The 25,719-nt window shown below is 64.1% G+C and carries 26 protein-coding genes and 2 pseudogenes; 22 read left to right on the top strand and 6 right to left on the bottom strand.

Going from position 1 to position 25,719, the window contains the following annotated elements; translation table 11 throughout:
• Position 1: 1 nt before the first annotated feature.
• The 10 genes and pseudogenes from HNP02_RS19460 (at position 2) to HNP02_RS19415 (ending at position 10,954) form a co-directional block, all read left to right on the top strand.
• Complete coding sequence (locus HNP02_RS19460) at positions 2-1,030, top strand: MCE family protein (RefSeq protein ID WP_184441464.1); 1,029 nt, start codon at positions 2-4, stop codon at positions 1,028-1,030.
• Complete coding sequence (locus tag HNP02_RS19455; protein ID WP_184441740.1) at positions 1,027-2,373, top strand: MCE family protein; 1,347 nt, start codon at positions 1,027-1,029, stop codon at positions 2,371-2,373. Before HNP02_RS19460 ends, HNP02_RS19455 begins: the two co-directional genes overlap by 4 nt.
• On the top strand, positions 2,370-3,668 hold the full coding sequence (locus HNP02_RS19450) for an MCE family protein (protein WP_184441463.1): 1,299 nt from the start codon (positions 2,370-2,372) through the stop codon (positions 3,666-3,668). The genes HNP02_RS19455 and HNP02_RS19450 overlap by 4 nt, the downstream gene beginning before the upstream one ends.
• The gene (locus HNP02_RS19445; RefSeq protein ID WP_184441461.1) at positions 3,665-4,798 is read left to right on the top strand and encodes a virulence factor Mce family protein; all 1,134 of its coding nucleotides are present in this window, start codon (positions 3,665-3,667) and stop codon (positions 4,796-4,798) included. The genes HNP02_RS19450 and HNP02_RS19445 overlap by 4 nt, the downstream gene beginning before the upstream one ends.
• A gap of 1 nt (position 4,799) precedes the next feature.
• A complete protein-coding gene (locus tag HNP02_RS19440) occupies positions 4,800-6,272 on the top strand; it encodes an MCE family protein (RefSeq protein WP_184441459.1) in 1,473 nt (490 codons plus the stop codon).
• On the top strand, positions 6,236-6,892 hold the full coding sequence (locus tag HNP02_RS19435) for a mammalian cell entry protein (protein ID WP_255506676.1): 657 nt from the start codon (positions 6,236-6,238) through the stop codon (positions 6,890-6,892). The genes HNP02_RS19440 and HNP02_RS19435 overlap by 37 nt, the downstream gene beginning before the upstream one ends.
• Positions 6,889-7,512, top strand: coding sequence for a hypothetical protein (locus HNP02_RS19430; RefSeq protein WP_255506675.1), 624 nt, complete (start codon positions 6,889-6,891; stop codon positions 7,510-7,512). Before HNP02_RS19435 ends, HNP02_RS19430 begins: the two co-directional genes overlap by 4 nt.
• 33 nt (positions 7,513-7,545) lie before the next feature.
• Positions 7,546-9,945 (top strand): CaiB/BaiF CoA-transferase family protein, encoded by a 2,400-nt coding sequence (locus tag HNP02_RS19425; protein ID WP_184441457.1) that lies wholly within the window; start codon positions 7,546-7,548, stop codon positions 9,943-9,945.
• Positions 9,946-10,300: 355 nt separating this feature from the next.
• Positions 10,301-10,447: pseudogene (locus HNP02_RS19420) on the top strand (DUF732 domain-containing protein); the annotation flags it as partial.
• A 45-nt stretch (positions 10,448-10,492) separates the two neighbouring features.
• On the top strand, positions 10,493-10,954 hold the full coding sequence (locus tag HNP02_RS19415; protein ID WP_184441734.1) for a CAP domain-containing protein: 462 nt from the start codon (positions 10,493-10,495) through the stop codon (positions 10,952-10,954).
• A 133-nt stretch (positions 10,955-11,087) separates the two neighbouring features.
• Here HNP02_RS19415 and HNP02_RS19410 read toward each other — a convergent pair.
• Positions 11,088-11,739, bottom strand: a pseudogene (locus tag HNP02_RS19410) (IS1380 family transposase); the annotation flags it as partial.
• Positions 11,740-11,839: 100 nt separating this feature from the next.
• Here HNP02_RS19410 and nadD point away from each other — a divergent pair.
• From nadD to HNP02_RS19375, 7 genes are all read left to right on the top strand, one after another.
• Complete coding sequence (gene nadD / locus HNP02_RS19405; protein ID WP_184441455.1) at positions 11,840-12,526, top strand: nicotinate-nucleotide adenylyltransferase; 687 nt, start codon at positions 11,840-11,842, stop codon at positions 12,524-12,526.
• On the top strand, positions 12,523-12,891 hold the full coding sequence (gene rsfS / locus HNP02_RS19400; RefSeq protein ID WP_184441453.1) for a ribosome silencing factor: 369 nt from the start codon (positions 12,523-12,525) through the stop codon (positions 12,889-12,891). The genes nadD and rsfS overlap by 4 nt, the downstream gene beginning before the upstream one ends.
• The gene (gene gpgP, locus HNP02_RS19395) at positions 12,888-13,556 is read left to right on the top strand and encodes a glucosyl-3-phosphoglycerate phosphatase (protein ID WP_184441444.1); all 669 of its coding nucleotides are present in this window, start codon (positions 12,888-12,890) and stop codon (positions 13,554-13,556) included. Before rsfS ends, gpgP begins: the two co-directional genes overlap by 4 nt.
• Positions 13,546-14,283, top strand: a complete 738-nt coding sequence (gene octT / locus HNP02_RS19390) for a diglucosylglycerate octanoyltransferase (protein WP_184441442.1) — start codon at positions 13,546-13,548, stop codon at positions 14,281-14,283. Before gpgP ends, octT begins: the two co-directional genes overlap by 11 nt.
• A gap of 2 nt (positions 14,284-14,285) precedes the next feature.
• The gene (locus HNP02_RS19385) at positions 14,286-15,125 is read left to right on the top strand and encodes a DegV family protein (RefSeq protein WP_184441440.1); all 840 of its coding nucleotides are present in this window, start codon (positions 14,286-14,288) and stop codon (positions 15,123-15,125) included.
• Positions 15,126-15,130: 5 nt separating this feature from the next.
• Positions 15,131-15,739: a maleylpyruvate isomerase family mycothiol-dependent enzyme gene (locus HNP02_RS19380; protein ID WP_184441732.1), complete on the top strand. Its 609-nt coding sequence runs from the start codon at positions 15,131-15,133 to the stop codon at positions 15,737-15,739.
• A 118-nt stretch (positions 15,740-15,857) separates the two neighbouring features.
• Complete coding sequence (locus HNP02_RS19375; protein ID WP_184441438.1) at positions 15,858-16,106, top strand: hypothetical protein; 249 nt, start codon at positions 15,858-15,860, stop codon at positions 16,104-16,106.
• A 23-nt stretch (positions 16,107-16,129) separates the two neighbouring features.
• Here the strand turns inward: HNP02_RS19375 and HNP02_RS19370 are convergent, their stop codons facing one another.
• On the bottom strand, positions 16,130-17,185 hold the full coding sequence (locus HNP02_RS19370; protein WP_184441436.1) for a dihydrodipicolinate reductase: 1,056 nt from the start codon (positions 17,183-17,185) through the stop codon (positions 16,130-16,132).
• 155 nt (positions 17,186-17,340) lie between these two features.
• Entirely contained in the window at positions 17,341-17,469 is a 129-nt protein-coding gene (locus HNP02_RS42850) for a hypothetical protein (protein WP_255506674.1), read from the bottom strand.
• Between the two features lie 493 nt (positions 17,470-17,962).
• On the opposite strand from HNP02_RS42850, the gene HNP02_RS44070 reads away from it, so the two are divergent.
• Entirely contained in the window at positions 17,963-18,505 is a 543-nt protein-coding gene (locus HNP02_RS44070; protein WP_375373693.1) for a TnsA-like heteromeric transposase endonuclease subunit, read from the top strand.
• Between the two features lie 430 nt (positions 18,506-18,935).
• Here the strand turns inward: HNP02_RS44070 and HNP02_RS19360 are convergent, their stop codons facing one another.
• A complete protein-coding gene (locus tag HNP02_RS19360) occupies positions 18,936-19,565 on the bottom strand; it encodes a TetR/AcrR family transcriptional regulator (RefSeq protein WP_184441432.1) in 630 nt (209 codons plus the stop codon).
• A gap of 108 nt (positions 19,566-19,673) precedes the next feature.
• Here HNP02_RS19360 and HNP02_RS19355 point away from each other — a divergent pair, with 108 nt between their 5' ends.
• The 4 genes from HNP02_RS19355 (at position 19,674) to HNP02_RS19340 (ending at position 23,631) form a co-directional block, all read left to right on the top strand.
• Positions 19,674-20,921 (top strand): alpha/beta fold hydrolase, encoded by a 1,248-nt coding sequence (locus HNP02_RS19355; protein ID WP_184441430.1) that lies wholly within the window; start codon positions 19,674-19,676, stop codon positions 20,919-20,921.
• A gap of 5 nt (positions 20,922-20,926) precedes the next feature.
• Positions 20,927-21,448: a pyridoxamine 5'-phosphate oxidase family protein gene (locus HNP02_RS19350; protein ID WP_184441428.1), complete on the top strand. Its 522-nt coding sequence runs from the start codon at positions 20,927-20,929 to the stop codon at positions 21,446-21,448.
• 229 nt (positions 21,449-21,677) lie between these two features.
• Complete coding sequence (locus HNP02_RS19345; RefSeq protein WP_184441426.1) at positions 21,678-22,766, top strand: NADH:flavin oxidoreductase/NADH oxidase; 1,089 nt, start codon at positions 21,678-21,680, stop codon at positions 22,764-22,766.
• 202 nt (positions 22,767-22,968) lie between these two features.
• Entirely contained in the window at positions 22,969-23,631 is a 663-nt protein-coding gene (locus HNP02_RS19340) for a sigma-70 family RNA polymerase sigma factor (RefSeq protein WP_184441424.1), read from the top strand.
• 361 nt (positions 23,632-23,992) lie between these two features.
• Here HNP02_RS19340 and HNP02_RS19335 read toward each other — a convergent pair whose 3' ends face one another.
• Positions 23,993-25,012 carry an LLM class flavin-dependent oxidoreductase gene (locus HNP02_RS19335; protein WP_184441422.1) on the bottom strand — a complete coding sequence of 340 codons (1,020 nt, stop codon included), beginning with the start codon at positions 25,010-25,012 and terminating at the stop codon, positions 23,993-23,995.
• A 165-nt stretch (positions 25,013-25,177) separates the two neighbouring features.
• Positions 25,178-25,642, bottom strand: coding sequence for a hypothetical protein (locus tag HNP02_RS19330; RefSeq protein WP_184441420.1), 465 nt, complete (start codon positions 25,640-25,642; stop codon positions 25,178-25,180).
• Positions 25,643-25,719: the final 77 nt, after the last annotated feature.

Raw genomic sequence — 25,719 nt, 5'->3', positions numbered from 1 at the left:
GTTGAGGAACACCCTCGCAAGTGCCAGTTGGCGTCTCGCTACCTTCGGGGTGGTCTGTCTGTTCTTCACGTTCGCGCTGTACGCCACCTTCGCTCAACTCCGATTTCAGACGCAGACGACATATCGCGCGCTCTTCACCAATGTATCGGGTCTCAAGGAAAACCAATTCGTCAGAATCGGCGGCGTGGAGACGGGCAAAGTCAAGTCGATCAAGGTTCAGCCCAACACCACAGTGCTCGTAGAGTTCACGGCAGACCCCTCGGTGATCCTCACCGAGGGCAGCCGAGCAGTCATCCGCTACGACGACCTCATCGGCGGTCGATACCTTGCTCTCGAAGAGGGGACGGGCAGCACCAAAAGGCTGAACTCGGCAGCGACGATTCCGTTAGCGAACACCTCACCGGCACTGGACCTGGATGCACTCATCGGTGGATTTCGCCCGCTCTTCCACGCACTGGACCCGGAACAAACCAACGAATTGACCGGCCAGATCGTCAATGCCTTTGAAGGACAGGGCGATACGATCGGGTCGTTTCTCGATCAAACTGCTGCGCTGACGACGACTTTGGCCGACCGCGACGACCTCATCGGCCAAGTCATCACGAACCTCAATGCGGTACTGGGCTCGCTGGGCGATCAAGACACCCAGTTCGCCAAGGCCGTTGATTCGCTGGCTGCACTCGTTGGCACGCTGGCCGGACGGAAAGACGAACTAGCCGACTCCGTCGCCCATGCCAACGCATCATCGAAATCCATCGCCGAACTCCTCGATCAATCCAGAGCCCCCATCGAAACGGTGGTACACGAGACGGACCGAACGGCCGGCATTGTCGTCGCAGACCACGACTACGTAGACAACCTCCTGAAGTCGCTGCCCGACGCCTACCAAATGTTGGGCAGGCAAGGTCTCTACGGCGACTACTTCAGCTTCTACCTGTGCGACCTCGTCCTCAAGCTCAATGGCAAAGGCGGCCAACCGGTTTACGTCAAGGTGGCCGGCCAAGACTCTGGGAGGTGCACACCCCGATGAAGATGTTCGCCGAACGAAACCCAATTGTCATCGGCGCCCTGGGCGTCGGATTCACCGTGGCCGTCATGGTGGCGGCGCTCAACTACCGATCATTGCCGCTGCTCAACCACACCGACGACTATGCCGCATACTTCGCCGACGCCAGCGGTCTCTACTCAGGCTCAGACGTCGAGGTGTCCGGCGCTGGGGTTGGCAAGGTTACGAGCATCGCTCTAGACGGACCGCGTGTGCTGGTCAAATTCACAGTGGCGGACGACATTCCGCTTGGGGACCGTACCGAAGTCGACATCAAGACCAAGAGCCTGTTGGGGGCCAAGGTGATCGACGTGACCCCCCGTGGGCAGGGAACGCAATCCGGTACGATCCCGTTGGACCGAACAACCTCGGCTTACCAGCTTCCCGACGCGCTCGGCGACGTGACGGCCGCCATCAGCGGACTGAATACCGATCAGCTCTCGCAATCGTTGGCCGTGCTCTCCGACACCTTCAAGGACACCCCGCCGGACCTGAAGGCCGCGATCGTCGGCGTTACACGCTTCTCCGACACCCTCGACCGTCGCGATGGTCAGTTGCGAAGTCTGCTGACCAATGCGAGCAGGGCTTCGGCCGTGTTGTCGCAGCGCAGCGACGAAATCGCCAAACTGATCGCAGACACCGACGACCTGCTGGCCGAGTTGCGCACGCAAAGCAGCGCTCTCGAACAAATCGCGGGCAATCTGTCCGCGGTCAGCAGGCAGATAAAGGGGTTCATCACCGACAACAGGGACACGTTCAAGCCTGCCCTCGACAAGCTGAACGGGGTGCTCACGATCGTGGACAACCGTAGGGACAAACTGCAGGAGTCGATCAAAAAGCTAGACGCCTATGCGCTTTCGCTTGGTGAATCGGTCGGGTCTGGCCCGTTCTTCAAGGCCTATCTTGCCAACCTCATTCCAGGTCAGTTCATTCAACCCTTCGTCGACGCGGCGTTCTCGGACCTGGGTCTGGACCCCAGCACGCTGTTGCCCTCCCAGCGTACGGATCCGCAAGTCGGACAGCCTGGAACTCCGGCGCTTCCCATCCCGTATCCACGTACTGGACAAGGTGGCTCGCCAAACCTCTCGCTTCCCGACGCGATCACCGGCAAACCTGGTGATTCCCGCTATCCGTACCGAGAACCGCTTCCCGCGCCAGCACCCGGTGGGCCGCCTCCGGGACCGCCAGCGCTGCCGCCCGACGGAGTCGCGCCCCCGGTACCAACGTCGGTGCCGGTCTATCAACAGGCGCCTGGTGAAGTCCCGCCATTCGCTTCGGCGGCGCCACCACCTGCTGCGCCAGCCTCGTCGGGAGGCGACTCACAATGAAGCACCGCACCCGAGTGTTGACTGTCATTGCATTGATCATCGCCTTGGCAGGAGGAGTCCTGCTGGTGACGCGGGTCATCGACCGAAACGATCACCTCCATCTGACGACGTACTTCGCCAACAGCAATGGCATCTTCGTCGGCGACGACGTGCGCGTCCTGGGCGTGCCCGTGGGCAAGATCGACAAGATCGAGCCCGAGGCTCAACGGGTCAAGATTGCCTTCTGGGTCGACGGTGCGGTGAAGATTCCCCAGAAGGCCAATGCCGTTGTCATCTCGCCGTCGTTGGTGTCCGCGCGAGCAATCCAGCTGACGCCGGCCTACAACGGCGGTGCGGCCATGACCAACGACACCGTGATCCCGCAGGAACGCACCGCCGTTCCCATCGAGTGGGACGAACTGCGGCAACAATTGAAGCGACTCACCGACACCCTGCAACCGAGGCAGCCAGGCGGTGTCAGCAGCCTCGGTTCCTTAATCGACACCACGGCCGACAATCTTCGTGGTCAAGGGACGGACATCCACGACGCCATCACCAAGATGTCACAGGCGTTTTCGGCGCTGGGCGATCACAGCAGCGATCTCTTCAGCACGATCAAGAACATCTCCGTCATCGTGTCTGCCCTACAAGCGAGTCATGACCTGTTGCGACAGCTCAACGAGAACCTTGCCGCGGTGACGGGTCTTCTGACGGAGGACCCAGGCGGTGTCGGGACGGCCGTCGCCGAGCTGAACGCAGTGGTCGATGACGTCAGGTCCTTCACCGCCGACAACAAAGAAGCGGTCGGAACGACATCGGACAAGCTGGCGTCGATCACCACTGCGCTCAACCAAAGCCTTGGCGACATCAAACAGGCATTACACGTGGCTCCCAACACGTTCCAGAACTTCATCAACATCTACCAGCCAGCGCAGGCAACGCTCACGGGAGCACTGGCGGCGAGCAACTTCGCCAACCCACTCAGCTTCATATGCGGAGCCATTCAAGCGGCATCACGGCTGAACTACGAGCAGTCCGCCAAACTGTGCGTCCAGTACCTAGCACCAATCGTGAAGAACCGTCAGTACAACTTCCCGCCACTTGGCGAGAACCTATTCGTCGGAGCGGCCGCGCGGCCCAATGAACGCACTTATTCAGAAGACTGGCTGCGACCCGACTACGTGCCACCCGCGGCGCCGTCGATCGATCCAATGGGGCCGACGGTCCCGCCGCTCGCCGCCGAATCCCCCGCCCCGGCGACAGATCCCGGACAAGGGCTGCAAGGGATGATGGTCCCATCGGGGTCCGGTTCATGAGGCAACGCAACGCAACGCTCATCACCGTGACTCTGATGCTGAGCCTCATACTCGCCGGCTGCGGTAAATGGCAAGGGGCGAACTCGCTGCCATTGCCCGGCACGGCGGGGCAGGGACCTGGCTCCTACACGGTCCAGGCTCACATGCCCGACGTCGACAACATCCAACGAAACTCGCGAGTGCGCGTCGGTGACGTCACCGTCGGAACAGTGACCTCCATCGAACGCCAAGGGTGGCATGCGCTGGTGACGATGAGTATCGACGGCGACGTGAACTTGCCCGAGAACGCCGTAGCCAAACTCGGCCAAACCAGTCTGCTGGGCTCCAAGCACATCGAGCTCGCGGCTCCCAAGGGCGTACCAGCGCACGGCCGGCTCCACGACGGCTCCGTCATTCCGCTCGCGTCAGGCGACGCCTACCCAACCACCGAGCAGACCTTGAGCGCACTGTCGCTGCTGCTCAACGGTGGCGGGATCGGGCAGATCCAGGAAATAACCCAAGAGCTGTCCAATGCGTTCGCCGGCCGCGAGAAGGACTTACGGGACCTCATCTCGCAAATCGACATATTCGTGACGAAACTCAACAAGCAGACCGACGACATCATCGCAGCCAGCGAGAGCTTCAACGATCTAGTCGGTCAGGTCGCGGCGCAGAAGCCCGTCGTCGACAAGGCGCTCAAGGCGATACCCGACGCGTTGGCGGTGATGAAGAACGAGCGCGACACCCTCGTCGACGCGCTGGAGCAGTTCGGCAAATTCAGTGCACTCGCAGCTGATACGGCCAACCAGACCAAGGACAACCTGGTCAAGGAACTCGAGGAATTGGGCCCCGTACTCAAGTCACTTGCTGACGCAGGACCAGCACTGACTCGGGGCGCCGGTGCTCTGACGACCTACCCGTTCCCGATCTCCTCGCTGTCCAAATGGTTTCGGGGTGACTACGCCAACCTCACGGCGGTCGTTGACTTGACACTGAGTCGGCTGGACTCGACGCTCTTCACGGGAACGCGCTGGGAGGGCAATCTCACTGAGCTCGAAATGCAGTGGGGGAGAACGATCGGCCAGCTTCCAAGCCCCTACACAGCGGGTAATCCACTCATCGTCCCCTACCACCTCGATCAAGGGCCTTAGCATGCGAATGACACGGCGCCTGTGGACCCAGCTCGGCATCCTCTCCGTCATCGCCACTACGGCGTTCGCCATCATGATCTTCGCCTACCTGCGCCTACCGACCATGCTCTTCGGAGTTGGCCAGTACTCGGTGACAGTGCAACTCAAGGAGGCCGGCGGGCTCTACGAACGAGCCAACGTCACCTATCGCGGTACCGAAGTGGGCCAAGTCAAAGCCGTGCAGCTGACCCCTTCAGGGGTGAACGCGATCTTGTCGCTGCGGTCCGACGTCAAAGTGCCGTCGGATCTGACCGCCGAGGTGCACAGCACATCGGCCGTGGGCGAACAGTACGTCGCCCTGGTTCCACGCGATGGCAACGGGCCGGCGCTCAAGAACGGTGACGTGATCTCCGTCGCCAACACGACACTGCCGCCCGACATCGGCACACTGCTCGACGCGACCGACAAGGGCTTACAAGCAATACCGCTGAACAATCTGCAGACCGCGATCAACGAATCATACGCCGCCGTCGGCGGACTCGGCCCAGACATTCACCGACTCATCAAGGGATCGACGTCGCTAGCGATCGACGCCGATCACAATCTGCCCGATCTGCTTAACGTCGTGGACAATTCGGCACCACTGCTCGCTACGCAATCCGACACCTCCGCAGCGATTCACGCATGGGCGAACCACCTCGCGGATCTGACCGGTCAGTTGTCGCAACATGACAAGGACGTCCGAGGACTCTTGGTCGGCGGAGCCTCCGCAGCAGACCAGGCGCGACAACTGCTTGACCGCATCCAGCCGACGATACCCATCTTGGCTGCCAACCTGGCCAGTGTGGCGCCGGTACTGGTTAGTTACCGGGCGGACCTCGAGCAGATCCTCGTACTCCTGCCCCAGGCGATCGCCAACACCCAAGGAATCAGCCTACCGAACCGGTTCACGAAACTGGCCTACAAGGGTGGCTTTCTGAGCTTCAACCTCAATCTGAATCTCCCTCCGCCGTGCAACACCGGGTTCCTGCCCGCGCAGCAGCAGCGCGACGCATCCTTCGAAGACTATCCAGACCGCCCAGCAGGCGACCTCTACTGCCGCGTACCGCAGGACTCGCAGTTCAACGTGCGCGGCGCCCGGAACATCCCGTGCGAAACCAAGCCCGGCAAGAGGGCGCCGACCGCCGCCATGTGCGAGAGCGACGAGGAATACGTCCCCCTCAACGACGGGACAAGCTGGAAGGGCGATCCAAACGCCACGTTGTCGGGTCAAGGCGTCCCCCAGCTACCTGCAAGTATGACGCCGACGCATCCAGACACTCCAGCCGCGGGACTGCCGCCTGCCGTGCCGGCGCTGACCACAGCCGAATATGACCCTGCGACAGGCACTTACATGGGGCCTGACGGTCACGTTTACACGCAGTCAGACCTTGCGCAAACTGCACCAAAGGAGCAGACATGGCAGTCGATGCTGATGCCGCCACCGGCACGTTGACCGCCGAGCCCGGCACCGACGAACTCGATGTCGATGCCCATCACGACGCCGATGCCCAGCCGATCGGCCCCGACGGGGCCGAAACCGACATCGATGAGCGTCTTGCTGGATCTCGGCGGTGGAGTCACCGAATGATGCGATCGGAGGTCGGACTCGGGTTGGCGACGGGCATCGGCATTCTGATCGTGCTCGCAGGGCTCGCCTCCTGGTTGGGCGTCAAGGTTCACCACGAGTATCAAGTCGAACAGCAGCACCAGATGTTCCTTCAAGCCGGCCGACAAGCCGCAATCGATCTGACCACCATCGAATACACCACGGTGGACACCGACATCCAACGCGTCCTCGCATCGTCGACGGGCTCATTCAACGAGGATTTCCAGAAACGTCACTCCGCGTTCGCCCAAGTAATCACGCAGGCAAAGGCCACATCCGAAGGCGCTGTCACCGAAGCGGGCGTCGAATCGGTGAACGGTGACTCGGCGCAGATCCTCGTCGCGGTCTCGGTCAAGACGTCGAATGCCGGCGCGCCCGAACAGGAGCCGCGACACTGGCGAATGCGCATCACCGTACAGAACGTCGGAGGAAGCATGAAGGCAGCCAACCTTGGATTCGTGCCGTGATCGCGCGGCTGCGGCATCGCGCCAATCGGTCGACCACTGAACCAGCCTCGGCTGCGTTCGACACCAACCCCGGTGAGGTGGATCCCGCACTGCCCCAGGCACCCAGCTCGTCTGATGTCAGCGATCAAGTACGGCGACGGCGGACTTCACGCGTCATCGTGTTCGGATTGATTCCGGTGATCGCGATGGGACTCGCCGTCGCCGCTGGATACCTCAAGTGGCAGCAGGGCGCCTTAGACGACAGCGGCCGCGCGTCTGTCGAGTCGGTACGCGCTGCTACTGACGCGGCGGTGAAGATGCTGTCCTATCGACCCGACACCGCGGACGCTGCTCTGCGGGGCGCGCGCGACGACCTTACCGGGCCCTTCCGAGACGCCTATGCGGCTCTGGTCAATGACGTGGTCGTACCAGGGGCAAAGCAGAAGTCGATCTCCGCCGTCGCGACGGTGCCCGCCGCATCTTCGGTGGCATCAAGCCCCACCCATGCGGTGGTCCTGCTGTTCATCGACCAGTCGATAGTTGTCGGCTCCGATGCCCCCACCGCATCCTCTTCCGTAGTCAAGGTGACCCTCGAAAAGATCAGCGGGCGTTGGCTCGTGTCGGCATTCGACCCGGTCTAGATGGTCGATTTCCACTTCGGAAGGTAGGCAACGATGGCCGACACGGCGCTACCGCTTTCCGGTATCCGCGTCATAGACCTCACCGACGGCGTCGCCGGCACGACCGGACGGTTCTTGGCCGAAGCCGGTGCCGACGTCGTCCTCGTCGAGCCGCCCGAGGGAGCGGCGTCACGCCGCCAGCACCCCCAGTTCGAGGGCCACGGTTTGCGTTTCGCCACGACACACTTCAACAAGCGCGGCATCGTGCTGGACCTGAGGACAGACGAGGACCGTCAATACCTGTTGGGTCTCACCGACGAAGCCGATCTCGTCGTGGAGTCGTGGGCACCGGGACGGTTGGCCGAGCTCGGTGTCGGCCCGCAGGTCATGCGACACCGCAACCCTGGATTGGTCGTCGCCTCCATCACCGGTTTCGGTCAGGTTGGTCCATACCGTGACTGGAAGGCAACGGATCTGGTGCTCACGGCGATGTCGTCGGCAATGACCCGGTCCGGGGCCCCACAGCGCGAGCCGCTAAGACCACCCGGTGAACTCGCCAGTCAAACTGCCGCAGTGCACGCCGCCTTCGTTGCGCTGCTGGCGATGTATCGCGCCCGGCGCACTGGGCGAGGTGAATACGTCGACTGCTCGTTGTTCGATCTCGTCGTCCAAGGATTCGATCCCGGATACGGCATGGGCGGCACGGCCACCATGGGACAACCACTCTCACGGCTCCCGCCAGGGCGCCCCGATCGGCGCATGCTGTACCCGATCGTGCCCTGTGCCGATGGGCACGTCCGGATGTTCATCGCATCGGCCAAGCAGTGGCGATCGATGTTCGGATGGATGGGCAAGCCGGCCGAACTGGCAGATCCCGCATACGAGCAGCTCGTGACGCGGTTCATGCAGTGGGAGCGGATTCGCCCCGCCATCGCCGAACTGTTCTCAGACAAGACACGTCAAGACATCGTCCAGACGGCAGCGAGCCTGGGCATCGCCGTGGCATCGCTGAACACGCCGGATGAAGTCCTCGCCAGCAGTCACGTCGAGGAGCGAAATTCCTTCGCTCAGATGGAAGTGGCACCAGGACTCGTCGGCATCGTACCCAACGGATACGTCGAATACGACCGGCAAAGAGCCGGTTTCCGCTGCCGCGCACCGGAACTCGGAGAGCACACCACCGAGGTTCTGTCCGAGACAGCGGTGTGTCGTGCCGAAACGCCAGCCGATGAACACGTGAGTCGACCGCTGCAGGGTCTGCGAGTGCTCGACCTGGGGGTCATCGTGGTGGGTGCAGAAACGGGGCGGGCGTTGGCCGACCAGGGAGCAGACGTCATCAAGGTCGAGAACGCAGCCTTCCCCGACGGTGCGCGCCAATTCGACGGTCCCGAGGCGTGCGGGTACGTCTGCGCGGTCGGCAACCGCGGAAAGCGTAGCCTCGGGCTTGATCTTCGCTCTGACACCGGACGACAACTGTTCGGCGCGCTCGTCGCTCAGTCCGACGTCGTGCTCACCAATTTCAAACCCGGCACCCTGGAAGCACTGCGACTCGACTACGACTCGCTGCGCGCGATCAACCCTGGCGTCATCCTCGTCGAGAGCAGTGCACTCGGCAACACCGGGTCGTGGAGCACACAGATGGGCTACGGGCCGCTCGTCCGATCGACGATTGGTCTCACCCAGCTGTGGCGCCACCCGGATTCCGCCGACGCCTTCGGCGACGACATAACCGTCTATCCCGACCACGCAGCCGCGCGCGTCGGAACCGCCGCGATTCTGGCGGCGCTGGTCGGCAGGCAACGAAACGGCATCGGTTGCAAGATCAGCTTGGCCCAGATGGAGACCATTTTTTGCCAGTTGGCGACCAGCTATCTCCGCGAATCCCTGGAGCCGGGAACCATGGTCGCTCGCGGCAACGCCGGCGAATTCGATGCCCCTTCTGGGGTGTATCGGTGTAAGGGCGCGGACGCCTATTGCGTCATCGACGTCGACGGTGACCAGCAATGGTTGGATCTCGCACACGGGATGTCGCGAGCCGACCTCGCGGCCGATCCGGCCTACGCCACGGCAGCTGGAAGAGTGGCACATCGCCAAGTCCTCGATGGGGCGGTTGAGGAGTGGACGTCACGTTTGGCACCGCGTGACGCGCAGAACCAGCTCCAAGCTGCTGGCGTTGCGTGCGGGGCCGCCGTCCACGTCAGCGCGCTGCTGACCGATCCGCATCTTCGTGCCCGGCATCAGTTCGGCCGACTCGTGCAGCCAGGGTTCGAGACACCGCTCGAGGTGGAGACCGGGCCCGCGTTGTACGACGAGATTCCCGAGCCGGCGCCTCGGCCCGCGCCCCTGTTGGGTGCCGACACCCGCGCGGTGTGCCGGGAACTGCTCGGCATGAGTGACGCCGACATCGACGAGCTCATCATGGCCGGCGTACTCGCAGAGAGCGAGCGACCGTGACGTCCGATCGAACGATACGGTCGACCGAGAGCAGCACGGTCCCCGTTCGTCGGATGATCGATGCTCGTACTTCCGGCGGTTTCTCGGTCGGTGCGCGCGCGCTCGTCGATCCAGAAACGAGAAGGCCGAAGGCCTGTCGACGACGTCGGTGTCGGTTCGGGAGAACCACGCCGACGGTTGACGTCGGGCGGGTGAGGGGGACGGACCTCCTCATCAGTCGGGGCGCGAGGGCAACGGCGACGACCATCGGCGTGCTGACCACGCACGACGCTGGGTGCTCACCGGGGTTGCCAGACGATGGCGCCGACCAACAGACGACTGTGAGATGAAACGGATGAAGTTCCAGATCAGCGCGGTGGTGGGCGATGTCAAGGCCGACTTCGCTACGTCCGACGAGTTCCAAGCCTCTTATCTAGTCACTCATGCGGTCAACGAGCTTTGCCCCGAACAGATTTGGCTGCTCCGCAACTCTGCGGCCGGCTACCGGCCGCCACCTTCGTGACCGAGAGGACACGTCTTGAGCTCGTACAGACGCTTTTACTCCGTGATGGCAACACTCTTGGCGACGGGCGCTGCCGCAGTGGTCATGCCCCCCACGGCGCATGCTGACAACAAGCGCCTAAACAACGGTGTGGTGTCCAACGTTTACACCGTTCAGCACCAAGCCGGGTGCACGAACAACGTCGTCGCCAACAACCAACTTCAGCTCGCCGCGCAGTGGCACACCGATGACGTCTTGAACAACACCGACCTCGATGGCGACATCGGCTCGGATGGGTCGACCACGCAGGACCGCGCCAACGCTGCGGGCTTCAAGGGAGTCGTCACCGAAACCGTGGCCATCAATCCGGCGCTGGCGATCAATGGTCTCGAGGTCATCAACCAGTGGTACTACCGCCCGGACTACATGGCGATCATGTCCAATTGCGCCAACACCATGATCGGCGTCTGGTCTGAGAACAGTCTCGCCCGCAGCGTGGTGGTGGCCGTCTACGGGAAACCCCGATGACCTCGACGCAGACGCGGTCGAGGTGGATGACCATCCACGTCGCTTCGTTACCGAGAAGATGACGGTGAGCCTAGTCACTCGTCTTGAATCCACCGACGGATATGGGGTTGATCCGGGTGTCGGAATAAGGAGACTGGGCCCCTGCGCCCAAGCATGACCGCACCACCTTGCGCGGGCGGTAGGCCGAATCGCCACGGACCAGAATCTGCCCGCTGGCTCCGGCGGCGCGGGCGGTACTGATCGCTTGGGCGACCATCCGCCCGGCACCCTTGCCCGAGCCGGTCTTCCCCGCGCGTAGCTGCATCCCGGCGATCACCGGCGCGGCCCCTGGGGTGCTGATCGTGGTGGCCAGCGGGGACAGGCCCTTGCGCAAGACCTGCTTGCCGGCGATCTTGGTGTGCCCGTAGGAGGCGCCCGCCTTGGCGTGTCCGTACACCGGGCGCAGCAGCGAGTCGATGTCGATGAACACCGAAGGTGAACTCCCGCAACAACGTTCCGACCGTCGAGGTGGCGCATACGCCGTCGAACAGGAACGTCATTCCCCCCGACCGGGCACGTCGATGTCATCGATGAAGTCCGCGCCGGCGATCATTCCCGCTACGACGGTGGCCAGCTTGGGCGCCGGGTTCGCCGCCCCCGACTTGATCCGCGCGCTCTTGGGTGGACCTTCTCGCCGAGCAGCCTGTGCAGCCCGGTCTGCTCGGCCAGCTTCATCACCGGCACACGACACGAGACTGTCTTCGTCGAACACCGCCTTCCGCGGCGAGCCCATGCGAAACTTGCACCGGAAGTGCCTTCCAGCGCTGGACCCAATTGATGCGTAGCGAACACCAATCATCCCAGTTCAGAGGGCAATTTCCTCACTCCGATACCTGGATCAACCCCATGTCCGTCGGTGGATTCAGGCTAAGCTGGCCAACCGTGACTCAACGCAGGCTGGGCGTGATGGGTGGGACCTTCGACCCCATCCACAACGGTCACTTGGTCGCGGCCAGCGAGGTGGCGGACCTGTTCAACCTCGACGAAGTGATATTCGTCCCGACCGGCCAGCCGTGGCAGAAGCGTGAGCGCATCGTCACCGCCGCCGAGGACCGCTACCTGATGACGGTCATCGCGACCGCGGCCAACCCGCGGTTCTCCGTCAGCCGCGTCGACATCGACCGTGGCGGAGCGACCTACACCAAGGACACGCTGCGCGACCTCGGGGCGCTGAACCCCGATACCGAGCTCTACTTCATCACCGGCGCCGACGCGCTCGCGTCCATCCTGTCCTGGCAGAACTGGGAGGATCTCTTCTCCATGGCCCGTTTCGTCGGTGTCAGCCGACCCGGTTACGAACTCGACGGCGAACACATCGCCGCCGCCATGAAGGAGTTGCCCCAAGACGCTCTGAGCCTGGTCGAGGTGCCCGCCCTGGCCATCTCGTCGAGCGACTGCCGTCGTCGCGCAGAATCGGGCCGGCCCATCTGGTACCTGGTGCCGGACGGCGTCGTCCAGTACGTCACCAAGCGCGGCCTTTACCCGGCACACACCTCGGTCAACAAGATGGCCAACAAGGAGTCCCGCGCATGACCGCATCCGAAGAAGCCGTCGGCATGGCCACGGTGGCAGCCAGGGCGGCCACCGACAAGCTCGCCGACGACGTCGTCGTCATCGACGTCTCCGGGCAACTCGTCATCACCGATCTGTTCGTCATCGCCTCGGCGTCCAACGACCGGCAGGTCAACGCGATCGTCGACGAGGTCGAGGAGAAGATGCGCGCCGCCGGACACAAACCGGCCCGCCGCGAGGGCACCCGCGAAGGCCGCTGGGTGCTGCTGGACTACATCGACATCGTCGTGCACATCCAGCACCAGGACGAGCGCAACTTCTACGCCTTGGACCGGTTGTGGCGCGACTGCCCGCTGGTGCCGGTGGACCTGGATGGTCACGAGTGAGGGTTCGCCGCCTGGTGCTGCTGCGGCACGGGCAGACCGAGTACAACGCGGGCAGTCGGATGCAGGGCCAACTCGACACCGACCTGAGCGATCTGGGACGGATGCAGGCCGTCGCCGCCGCCGAGGTGCTGGCCAAGCGGCAACCGCTGCTGATCGTGTCGTCGGATCTGCGTCGCGCGCTGGACACGGCGCTGGCGCTCAGTGAACGTGCCGGGCTGCCGGTATCCGTCGACACCCGACTGCGCGAAACCCATCTCGGCGACTGGCAAGGCATGACGCACCTCGAGGTCGACGCCCTCGCCCCAGGCGCCCGGTTGGCGTGGCGGGACGATGCGCGGTGGGCCCCACATGGCGGCGAGAGCCGCATCGACGTGGCGGAGCGCAGTCTGCCAGTGGTCGCGGATCTGGTGGCCAGTCAGGCCGAATGGGGTGTCGACGAGGCCGACCGCCCCGTCGCGCTGGTGGCCCACGGCGGGTTGATCGCCGCCTTGACCGCAGCCCTGCTCCGTCTGCCGGTGGACAACTGGCCGATTCTGGGTGGCATGGGCAACGCCAGCTGGGTGCAGTTGTCCGGTCATTCGGAACCGGATGCCGGGGCCGACGACGTCCGGTGGCGGCTCGACGTCTGGAACGCATCGGCACAGGTTGCAAACGATGTCCTCTAGCCGCCCAACCCTTCTCATCTTCTGCGATTCCCTGTCCTACTACGGACCAAAAGGTGGACTACCCGCCGACGATCCCAGGATCTGGCCCAACATCGTTGCCGCCCAACTTGGCTGGGATGTCGAGCTGGTCGGCCGGATCGGCTGGACCTGCCGCGACGTGTGGTGGGCGGCCATCCAGGATCCCCGTGCGTGGGCGGCCCTGCCCCGCGCGGGCGCGGTGATCGTCGCGACCAGCGGCATGGATTCACTGCCGTCCCCGCTGCCGACCGCGGTGCGCGAACTGATCCGTTACGTTCGACCGCCGTTGCTGAGGCGGTGGGCCCGCGACGGATACGGCTGGCTGCAGCCGCGGCTGTCGCCGATCGCTCGACCAGCGCTGCCTCCCCACCTGAGCGCCGACTACCTCGAACAGACCAGGGCCGCAATCGACTTCAACCGGCCGGGCATTCCGTTCGTGGCGACGATCCCGTCGGTGCACATCGCCGACACCTATGGCCGGTCGCACCGCTGGCGTGACGGCACCGTCGACGCGATCACGTCGTGGGGGCGTGATCACGACGTGCCCATCGTCGATCTGAAGGCGGCCGTCGGCGACGAGGTGATGAGCGGACGCGGCAACCCGGACGGCATCCACTGGAACTTCGAGGCACATGCGGCCGTCGCCGAGTTGATGATGAAGGGTCTCGCCGAGGCGGGGGTCGCGGTCTCCGAAGTCGCTGGCGACTGACCATGGCCGTCGTGGTGGTCACCGATTCGTCCTCTCGGCTGGAACCGGACGAATTGCAGCGGTGGGGGATTCGTCAGGTGCCGTTGCACGTCCTGGTGGACGGTACGGATCTGCGCGACGGGATCGACCCGGTGCCCTACGACATCCACGAGCGGGCGCACGTCACCACGGCAGGTGCCGCGCCCGCCGACCTGACCGAGGCCTACCGCAAGGCATTGGCCGACAGCGGAGGGGACGGCGTCGTCGCGGTGCATCTGTCGGCGGCGTTGTCGAGCACCTTCAGCACCGCCGTGGCCGCCGCGCGCGAATTCGGGCCCGCGGTGCGCGTGGTGAACGCCCGGTCCGCGGCAGCCGGTGTCGGGTTCGTCGCCGTGGCGGCGGCCCGCTCGGCGGCCTCGGGTGAGGACCTCGACACCGTCGAGGCCGCGGCCAGGTCCGCCGTGCCGCGTGGCCGCGCCTTCATCGTGGTGCACCGACTCGACAACCTTCGGCGCAGCGGGCGGATCGGCACTGCCGCGTCATGGCTGGGGACGGCGCTGTCCCTCAAGCCGCTGCTGTGCCTCGACGTCGACGGCCGGCTGGTGCTGTCCCAGCGGATCCGGACGTTGTCGAAGGCCCACGCGGCGATGATCGAGGCGGTCGCGGAGTTCGTCGGCGACCGCTCGGCCTCGATCGTCGTCCATCACGTCGACAACCACGACGACGCCGACGTGCTCGGTGCGGCGCTGACGGCCCGGCTGCCGCAGATCGAATCGCTGGCCGTGAGCGACATGGGGCCGGTGCTGTCGATCCACGTCGGTGGCGGTGCGATCGGCGTGTGCGTGACGGTGGACGGCGCGTGACCGCTTTGGAGCTCGCCCGCGCCGAACGTCTGGAGTTCGCGGACTTGCTGGCCGAACTGACGCCGGAGCAGTGGGCGACGCCGTCGCTGTGCGCCGGCTGGACGGTGCGCGACGTCGCCGCTCACTGCGTCAGCTTCGAGGGGCTGTCCGGTGGGCAGCTGGCGACGCGATTCCTGAAGGGCCGCCTGCAGACCGACCGCATCAACGCACTTGCGGTCGCCGACCTCGCCGGCAGTTCCCCCGACGACCTCATCGGACTGCTTCGAGACAATGCCCTGCCGCACGGCCTCGGGGCCGGCTTCGGCGGCCGGGTAGCGCTGACCGACAACATGATTCACCAGCAGGACATTCGACGTCCGCTGGGCCTTGCGCGGACGATTCCCGCTGAACGGCTCAGCGCCGCACTGGACTTCGTCCGCTATTCACCGACCATCCGCGGCGCGTTGCGGGTCCGCGGCGTCCGGCTGGCCGCCACGGACTCCGACTGGTCCTACGGCAAGGGCCCCGTGGTTCGGGGCCAGGGCGAGGCTCTGTTGATGGTGATGGCCGGGCGGCCCGACGCGCTGAGCGAGCTTGACGGCCCCGGCCTGACCATCCTCTCGACGCGCATCTGAGCGCACACCCCCCGACCTGCATGGACGGGGAGTGGGCCGAAAAGTGTCGGAATCGCGCCCTCTGCGCGCTCATATCGGTAGCGCGGCAGCCGCCGCGACCGTCCGAGAGGAGCTCAGCATGCGAGTGAACCCCAACACCGTGGCCGCGACAGTCAAGCTGGTGGTCGCTGCGGGCGCCATCGCGGTCGGTGCGCTGGCGCTGGGCGCACCGGCTGCCCATGCCGACGACGCGGTCGTCGACCAGTCCACCGTCGTTGAGCAGCAGCAGCCGTCCGTCGGCGTAGGAGATGAATCCACCAGCGAGGGCCGCAAGGCCAGGGTGTACGTCATTGGCAAGACCACGAAGCCACACATGCGCCAGGGATAGTCGACGCGGAGTGCGATGCCGGTCTAGCTGGCGACGCGGCCCGTCACCGGCGGCAGATCCTTCAGTGTGACGATGCCGGGTGCGGCGGCGACCACCGCGGGCACTGCGTTGGTCACGGGCATCGCGGTGTAGATCATGCCCAGTCCCATGAAGCCGGGCTCGGTCCAGCCCCGCGGAGGCAGACAGTGCAGGACGGTGCGCATGTTGGGCGTGCCGAACACCTGGATGACGTGTCCATGCTCGAGCGGCTTGGGCGGGGTGACGTGGCTGCCCATGGTCCAGTTGAACCCGACGCTGACGACGTTCTTCTCGCCCACCCAGCCGCGGTGGAAGCCGTAGACACCGCCGATGGTCCCGTTGGGGATCTGCATGAAGCCGAGGTCGCTGTCGCCGGTGGCAGTGGTGAACTCGACGTCGAAGGTCAGCCGGTCGAGCGTGGCGCCGATCGCGTCGGCCATCATGGCCGCCGACTCGGCGAACACCTCGCTCTCGCGCCGCACGCTCTCGGCGAGGCCGGGCGTGCCGGGATCCCGTCCGAAGCCCATCGCGGCCTGGGTATCGGCGGATTCATACGTCGAGCAGTCGACCGACTCGGTGATGCGGATCTCGTCGACGTTCTCGCACGCACCCGAGAGCACCATCCCGACCATGTTCGTCATGCCGGGGTGTGCGCCACTGCCGAAGATCGTGGAATTGCCTGCCTGGCAAGCCTTCCGGATTCGGTCAAGGTCTTCCGGTGACTGCTTGCCGCCGGTGATCCACGCCGCGCTTGAGCACACGTTGACCCCGGCCTCGAGCAGCCGGACCAGTTCGTCGACGTTGGGCCACAGCGGGTTGTAACAGCAGGCATCGGGCTTCAGCGCGATCAGCGCGTCGATGTCGTTGGTGGCGGCGATGCCGGTGGGTTCCGGCCAGCCGGCGAGCTCGGCGGCATCCACCCCGACCTTGTCGGCACCGTGGGCGTACACCCCGACGAGTTCCATGTCGTTGCGCCCGATGATGGAATGCAGTGAACGCGTCCCGATGTTGCCGGTGGTCCACTGGATCACCCGCAGCGGTCGGTCCGTGGTCGTCGTCATGTGCGCCTCCTCGTTGCGTCTGCAGTAGACACTATTCGCAACATGTATACGCGCCTAGATTTCGGCCGGTTTCGTCTATGCCCCATGTGAGTTCTCACGCTTCGTGTCCAATTCTCATCTGAGATGTCCACACGATGTCCAAAAGGACACGATGTCTAGAGCGGCGAGGAGCTTGCGGCGAGTTTGTCGCCGGTTGCGCCAACGACTCTGAAGGTGTGCCGGGACAGGTAGCTCATCGAGAGCTGTGACTGGGTGAGCGCACCAACGATCTCCTCGGTCAACATCCTGGTCCATCCGGGGTTGTCATCAGGCGACCGCTGGGATTCCTAGTCAAGTCACGCGACGGCTGCGCTATGCCAGGGTGTGCGCCTTCGAGCGTCCGGGGGGCGCAAGTCGCTGTCATTCCCTGAGAGAGCGTGGAGATTTCGTGTTTGCCGTGTGATGGGCTAGATAAGAGTGCTTGAAGCCCCCGCCAAGGCTTTGCATCCTACGGAGGACCGCACTCGCACGGCTTGGTGCAGCCCGCGTAGGCCTAGGTAAGAGGCGCGCACCCACAGTATTGCTTACCCTTAAATCCATGCAGCGCAGAAATTTTAACTCTTGATGCTGTCAACGGTTGCTCCGCGCTGCGGCGCACCTTGCTTGATTGAGATTAGGTATCGCCCCAGAGTCGATTGCCTCGAGTCCATTGGTTAGAACAAGTAATTGGCGTCACGCTCATCGAAAGACGCACTAACCAAGGGGAGTTCGATCGTGCCACCAAAGATCAAATCGCCAATGATGGTGATACGCGACGCATACAAGGGCGAGAACGCGATAGCGGCCGAGCACGTTCTGCCGCTCATGGTCCAAGACGCCCACCCATGGCGTGAGTTCCGTTGGTATCTAGGTCAACCTCACTTCTCGGGCAGCTACTGGTCCTCGACCGAGTCCAAGCACGCTGTCTACGAGTCGCGGCTCGAACTCGGCCGGCTGCTCATGGCGGATTTCGATCCTTCGGTCGGGAAGATCGTTGCTCAGCCGTTCATGATGAGGGCGAAGGTCAACGGCTACACCCGGGGCTACGTTCGCGACTACTGGTTGCTTACCGCCGACGGCTCCGTAGTGGTAGAAGTCAAACCGAAGCACAGAATTCACGACCAGCAGTCGTCGCAAAACTCGAGTGGGCTCGCGAGGTCGTGGAATCCATCGGATGGCGATTTGAGATCGCCAGCGAACAGCCCGCTGCAGTGTTGGATAACGTGCGTATCCTCGCGGGATACCGCCGAGCCGAATGTATCTCGCAGTCTGCGCTCGAGGGCGTGTGCGCAACCGATGTAGACGGACTCCAGTTCAGGGACGCTGTCCAACGCGTCTCGAACCGGAACTCTTCGTTCGTGCAGCGCTTCTGCGCATGTTGTGGACTCACGAAACTCACCATGGACCTCTCGCAAGTCACCTGCTCGAAGAAGGTCCTCCACTCAGCAGTCAGCTCCAAGACAACGCGTTACGCGGAGGGGTCGTCATGAGCCGGGCTGTGACGCAGATTCGCATCGGCAGCCGTTTCGTGCTCGACGGCGACATACATGAGATCGCCGAGCTCATCCCGTCCGTGACGAGCTTCGAAGCCGTCCTGAAGGGACCGACAGCGTTCGTGCGCATGTCGATGCTCGGGCTCCTCAGTGATAAGCGCGGGCTCCGTGTGGCGCTCGCGTCCACGTGGCGGGGGCACAGGTCAAGACCGCGACGATTCACGTCGGGACGTAATCCGTCACTCAGCGGCCAACACCGACATCGATGCTGCTTGGATCCCGGCGACCACCACTCGAGTCAGGCGCTCGACGTAGTGCGCACCCTCGGGTGTCTGGATCACTGCCAGACGCCAATACAGCGGGCCCGCAAGTACATCCAGTGCAGTCTCGACGTCGACCGACGGATCCAGTTCGCCGCGCCGAACCGCCCGGTCAATCATTTCGGCGGCCCGGGCGCGCCGCGGATCACGCACCCTCGCCAGCAGGTCCTCACCCAACTCGCCGCTACGTGTCCCTTCGGCGAACAGATCCGGAAGAATCGCACGGACCATCGGAAGCCGCAGGCCGTCGTAGGCCTCGTACAGGAATGCGCGCACGTCACCGACCAGCGATCCGGTGTCGATGACGGGTATCGCTGCACCTGCCACCTCGGACACGACCGCCACCACCATCTGCTGCTTGGACGGCCAACGCCGATACACGGCGGTCTTGCCGACTCCGGCCCGACGCGCGACCGATTCGATCGACAAGCGCGCGTACCCCACCTCGGCGAGATCGAGGATCACGGCGGCGCGAATGGCTTCGGTCACGTTCTCCTGTAGTACAGCTGCACCCGCGGGGGCGCGGCGGACCGAAGTCTTCGTGGTCATCCAGTCACTGTATCGCACATCACAACGAAACGGTTGCGTTCTATCGTCGGTGCGCCTAATCTTACATCGGTACGCATCCGTATCGACGTGGAGAATCGGGTTACCGCAATGACTTTCGCCTTCCGCAACGAGCCCTTCTCGTTCGAGACCCTGCGCGCCGCGGGCAGCGCACCTTATGACGGGGCCGACCTCGGCGAGGTGCTGGCCACCGCCCGCTCCATCCGCAACGGCAACGAAGAGGACTGGTTCCGGGCGTGGCGTGACACCGCCGACCGGGTACACCGCATCGCCGACGTGGCCCTGGCCAACGGGCACCGCCGCAGTGCCTGCTCGGCGTTCCTGCGGGCCTCCAACTACTACCGGACTGCGGAGTTCTTCCGCCGCGCAAATGCCTCCCGCGACCTCGAGGCACTCGCGGTGGCACGACTTTCGCGAGAGGCGTTCGTCTCGGCGATCGTACTGATGGAGCGCCCCGCGCAGCGCATCGAGATCCCCTACGGCTCAGCTACATTGCCGGGCTACCTGTTCCTCGTCGACGACACTGGACGGCCACGCCCCACCGTGGTCTACACCAACGGATACGACTCGACCGCAGAGGAATCCTGGTTCGTCATCGCCGCGGCGGCACTGCAGCGCGGGTACAACGTGCTGGCCTACGATGGCCCCGGCCAAGGTGCGGTCATCCGCGAGATCGGCCTGGCGTTTCGCCACGACTGGGAAGCGGTCCTGACCCCAGTGCTGGACTACTGCGAACAGCAACCGGAGATCGACTCCGAAGCCGTCGCGCTGTTCGGATACAGCATGGGCGCCTATCTCGTGGCCCGCGCTGCCGCGTTCGACCGCCGCGCCGCCGCGCTCATCCTCAACGACGGCATCTACGATTTCCACCAGGCCTACGTCAACGCGCTCCCGGGCTGGCTGATGCGCCGAATTCAAAGCAGCAAGGACACCGTCGCCAACCACATCATGGGCGCATTGGCCGCCAGGAGCACCCAGGTGCGGTGGGGGCTGAACAACGGCGTCTGGACCATGGGCGCGAGTTCCTACGCCGACTTCATCCGGCGCACCACCGATTACACCCTCGCCGGCATCGCCGACCGCATCGCCGCGCCCACCCTGATCATGGACGCCGAAGAAGACCAGTTCCTCGCCGGACAACCCGCCATCCTCGCAGCGGCCATGACCGCGCCGACCACTCTGGCCCGGTTCGCCACCGCCGAAGGCGCCGGCGAACACTGCCACGTCGGTTCTCTGCCGCGAGCCCACCAAGTCATCTTCGACTGGCTAGACACCACTCTCGCCGCCGCAACCGCCACGGTCGACACCCCGTCGACCGCCCAGCCCACGAAAATCTGACCAACATGGAAATCAGCACCATCACACCACCCGGCAAGACCGGATCCTTCGCCGTCGGCAACCGGGAGACCGGACGCACGCTCGAAGACCTGCCCGCTAGCCACCGCGCTTTACTCGACGAACCCGTCACCGCCGCCATGGCCTGCCTCAACGGCAACGGCACCATCCACATCAGCCCCGTCTGGGTCAGCCGCGACGAAACTACGATCCTGCTCAACTCGGTCCGCGACCGACAGAAAGACCGCAACCTGCGCCTGCGGCGCCAGGCATCGTTGCTTTTCATCAACCCCTCCGACCCCTACCATTGGATGTCCGTCCAGGGCGAGGTCATCGAGACCATCGACGAGGACGACCCCGAGCGCGGCGCCACCGTCACCGCGTCATTGAACGACATGAGCCAGGCATACCTCGGTGAAGCCATCTACCCCCTGCGCGACCCCGCCGGCGGCGAAGTCCGCTCTCTGTATCGGCTCCGACCCAACCGGGCGCAAGTGTTCGGGGACTCACATTCGTTGACGGGCCCGTGACGTGTCGCTGACTCCGTTGGTCGGCTGAGGCATTCATCCGCCCGGCCCCAACAGAAGGTGATGAACGCATTGGCCTAATCGCAAAGGGCCACGCGTGGGGCACGCATCGACGCCTCACTCGTTCGGCTAATGCTCGGCAGGAGTTGTCATCGCACAGTTACATCGCTCGGCGAAGAGGCTGGCGACCAGCGGCCGGTAACACGGCTGATTTCGAAATAGAGGAGATTTCATGGCCACGTTGTTCGAGCCGATCCAGCTCAGGGGGCTGACCATCCCGAACCGGGTATGGATGTCGCCGATGTGCACGTACTCGGCAGAGTCTGGAGGGCGCGCTGGCATGCCGACGGACTTTCACCTCGCGCACTACGGGTCGCGCGCTGCCGGTGGCACCGGGTTGGTGATGATCGAAGCGACCGGTATTCGATCTGATGGTCGAATTACGCCGTGGGACTTGGGCTTGTGGTCTGACGAGCAGACACCCGAGTTCCGACGTTTGGCACAGGCAATCACATCAGCGGGTGCCGTGCCCGCCATCCAGCTTGCTCATGCCGGCCGGAAGGCGTCGGTGGATCGGCCGTGGCGCGGCGGTGCGCCCCTCACCGAAGGCGCCGACGGTTGGCCGACGGTGGGGCCAAGTGCCATCGCGTTCCCCGGTTACCCCACGCCGACGGCTCTCGATCGCGAAGGAATCGCCGACCTGGTCGAGTCGTTCGCCGCCGCGACGCACCGAGCTCTCGAAGCCGGTTTCGAGGTCGTGGAGATACACGCGGCACACGGCTACTTGCTGCATTCTTTCCTGTCCCCACTGTCGAACCAGAGAGGTGACGAGTACGGGGGCACTCTGGAGAATCGTGCGCGCCTCGTCCTCGACGTGGTCGACACCGTTCGTGCGATCTGGCCGGCGAACCTGCCGGTTTTCCTGCGCATCTCCACGACTGACTGGATCACCGAGGATCCCTCGGATGGACGCCGCGGGTGGACCGTCGAGGACTCGATTCAGCTGGCCCGCTGGGCGTCTGGGCGCGGCGTCGACCTCATCGACGGATCCTCGGCGGGCATCGAACCAGCAGCAATCCCGCATACCCGTGACTATCAGACCGCCCTCACCGCGCGTGTCCGAAGCGAGGCGCAGGTCACCGTGGGTGCGGTCGGCCGCATTACGGATGCTCGGTGGGCCGAAGAACTTGTCGCGACCGGACAGACCGACGCGGTATTTCTCGGCCGCGCGCTATTGCGCGATGCCTCTTGGCCAAACAACGCGGCAGCGTTGCTCGGCGCCCCACCGCGCTTCATCGAACAGTACGACTACGCACTCTGATCAAAAAAGGCCACAGGGATGCTTAGAAGCTGCTCGCACCCGCCGCCGAGACTCGCGACGCGGCGTTGGCTACCGTCCAACACAAGATCACCGTTCAACACAATTCATCGCGAGCTGATTGACATCGGGATATGTGGAAAGCCAACGCAATTCGTCGATCGCGGGTCCGGCTTCATTCGCAACGTGCAAGGAACGGGCCGTGATGACCACGCTCGATCGTGACGCGGTCGGAGCGGTGGGTGAGGCCGTCCGCACCGACTCGGACGGCGTCCCGGTGGTCGAGACGGACGCCGAGCTGACGGCACGCTTCCAGCGCGACGCGATCCCGCTGCTAGACCAGTTGTACGGCGGCGCCTTGCGGATGACGCGGAACCCTGCCGATGCCGAGGACCTACTGCAAGAAACGATGATCAAGGCGTACATGGGATTTCGGACATTCCGAGATGGGACGAATTTGAAGGCCTGGCTCTACCGAATCCTGACCAACAGCTACGTCGACGTCTACAAGAAGAAGCACCGGCGACCGGCAGAGTATCCGACCGAGGAGATCACCGACTGGCAGCTCGCGGCGAACGCCCAGCATTCGTCGACCGGACTGCGGTCGGCAGAGATCGAGGCGCTCGAGTCCCTGCCGGACACCGAGATCAAAGCGGCGCTGCAGGCGCTTCCGGAGGAATTCCGGATGGTGGTGTACTACGCCGACGTCGAAGGATTCGCGTACGAGGAGATCGCCGAGATCATGGACTCGCCCATCGGCACGGTGGCGTCGCGGATGCACCGGGGACGGCGGCAGCTGCGCGCCCTCTTGTCCGATGTTGCCAACGAACGCGGTTACGCTCGCTCGACTACCAAGGCGCTCCGATAGCGATGCTGGGGCCGGTCACTGCATAGTTAGGTGGCCTAATATGGATGCCGCGCTAAGGCCCGAAGTGTCACATCGGAGCGGGGCACTGTAAGTGGCTGAGAGATGACTCGCGTCCGTTCGGTCGTGCCGTTGGGGAAGGAGGTTGGGCGATTGGTGTTGCTCGTAGGAGCCGGACCCACGGAACTGACCTTGGCGTATGGATTACTGCAGCTTCGTGCGTTAGGCGCTGCTCACTCAGTGCGGGCGCGTACACCGTCGTATCGCAGTTCACCCCGTTTCGATTTCCCATCGCCGACCGGAGTGGAGCCCTTGGGGCGAGGTTGCGACGGCCCGCCGGGGCCTTGCTGCTGGTTGGCTCGTATCAGGGCTGTAGTGACCGGCGCACGTCGGCTAAGGCCATCGCGCCGTCGCGTTGGCGTTGTGCGCCCAGGCCGGGAAAATATGACCGGGCGATGAAGTGGAGATTTCCTCCAACTCTATCGGAGTACTCGTGGATGCGTTCGGCCACTCGCTCGGCACTGCCGACAACGCTGATGTCGCGCGCCCAGGATTCAAAGTGTGAGTCCAGTTTTGGGCGGCGTTGCAGAACGCCGTTGAAGCCGAACTTCAGCCCGAACTCCGTGTACTTCCATGTCTGATAAAGGATGTGATCACTGGCCGCGGCCCAAGGGTCGGCATCGTCGGTGACGAAAGTTTGGAGGTGGACGGCGATCTCGATGTCGTCTGGGTTGCGTCCGTGTCGTTCTGCTTCCTCGCGGACGGTGCGGACCGAGGTGGCGAGCTCGTCGGGGGTGCAGTTCGTTGCCATGTAACCGTCGGCGAGCCGCCCCGCCCGGCGAAGTCCGACGTCGGCTCCCGCACCGATCCAGATCGGTATCCGGCCATTCGCGGGTTGGGGAACGATGTATCCGTAGCGGCTTCCGTCAGCTGATGTCTTCGCGGGTTGACCCTGCCACCCGGCGCGGCACACATTGATGGCGTTCTCGAGGGCTCGCGCCCGCGTCTTCGTCGACCGGTCCAATGCGGCGAATTCCTCTTCGCGCCAGCCCAGTCCGAGTCCGAGGATGACCCTTCCGCGGGAGATCAAATCTGTCACTGCCGCATCTTCGGCGAGTCTCACCGGATCGTAGAGCGGGGCCAGCACCATGGCGCTGCCGATCGATGCGGTGGTGGTCACGGCAGCAAGCGCCGACATCAAGGGCAGCAACGCTGGCAGGTATCCGTCATCGGTGAAGTGGTGCTCAGACACCCAGATCGATTCCGCACCAGAGGATTCTGCGATCTTCGCCAGTTCAAGGGCTTCGGTGTACAAAGTCTGCCAGTCCCGCGGGTCATCGGGGTGGGTCTGGCAGGTGATCAGTCCGTAGCCGAGTTTGATCATCGCATGCCGCCTTCGCCGAGTTGTGGGGGAGTATTTGGGGTGATACCCGCGTCGTGGGCCGCCGCGGTCGAGGAAACAGTCGTCATTGGGATCTCTTCTCGTCGAATGGTGTTGTTCTGGTTTGTGAAGTCAACGGCCGCCACTCCGCGCGAGCCTTTTACGCTCCTAGGTGCTGGAGCAGTCGTCAAAGAGCAGGGGCAGTGGGGGATTCGCGCTGTCGAGGAATTCGACCGTCGAGAACACCAGTTCGGTGTCGCCAACGTTTTCGAGGTCGTGAAGGAGGTATTCGCCTTCGGCGAAATGAAAGTGGCGTGTTTCGCCGGCTACGTAGGTGACTTCGCGTGTGGTTCCGTCGGCTGTGTGTTGTCTGCTTGATCCGGGATTGATCGCGGTCCAGAAGTAGTCCAAGACGTGCCGGTGGGCGGCCACGCGCTCTCCTGGTTGCAGACGTATCTCCCAGACGCGGACCCGGTCGGATTCGCTCAGTAGCCGACTTCCCACTTCTCCGTTGAACGCGTTGTCCAGGAAGTCTTGGCGAACTTCGTCATCCCAGGTGCGGAAGTTTTCGCCGATCAGTGTTCCGGCCAGCGGCTGATCTGTGAGTTTCTCGTCGTTAGAAGTAGGGGGCATGTCGTTCCTTCCGCGTGTATTCCGGGGTGATGTTGGACGAGCGTGGTTGGTGGAGCCATGGGATCGGTCTGCGTCGT

It is taken from the genome of Mycobacterium sp. AZCC_0083 (assembly GCF_014202335.1).
Taxonomy (GTDB): Bacteria; Actinomycetota; Actinomycetes; order Mycobacteriales; family Mycobacteriaceae; genus Mycobacterium.
This window is presented reverse-complemented; position numbering and strand designations above follow the sequence as displayed.